Genomic DNA, 247 nt, shown 5'->3' on the forward strand with positions numbered 1-247 from the left:
GTTAAAATGTTTCCGGTGGGTCTCGGGATGAAAATGCTGATCGCGGCGAGCCTGATGACCACCTTCCTGTTTTTGTTGCTCCTCGGGCTGCTGGCAAGGCTTCCCAACAAAGCGCGCCTCGGCGGGTTGGGCCTCCTGTTGTTTGCCGGGTTCCTGGCAGGGGCGCATTTCTCCAGCCGGTATACCCCCGAAAACCCTAAGCCCACCAGTTTGCTGTACGTGGGCCAAACCGATACGCAACAGGCCT

1 pseudogene is annotated in these 247 nt (G+C 58.7%); it reads left to right on the top strand.

Features of this window, described 5'->3' with window-relative positions:
* A pseudogene (locus tag ACRHNM_RS17665) lies at positions 1-247 on the top strand (peptidase M28); the annotation flags it as partial.

Origin of the sequence: Psychroserpens mesophilus (assembly GCF_050617655.1) — a bacterium.
Classification (GTDB): Bacteria; Bacteroidota; Bacteroidia; order Flavobacteriales; family Flavobacteriaceae; genus Psychroserpens; species Psychroserpens mesophilus_A.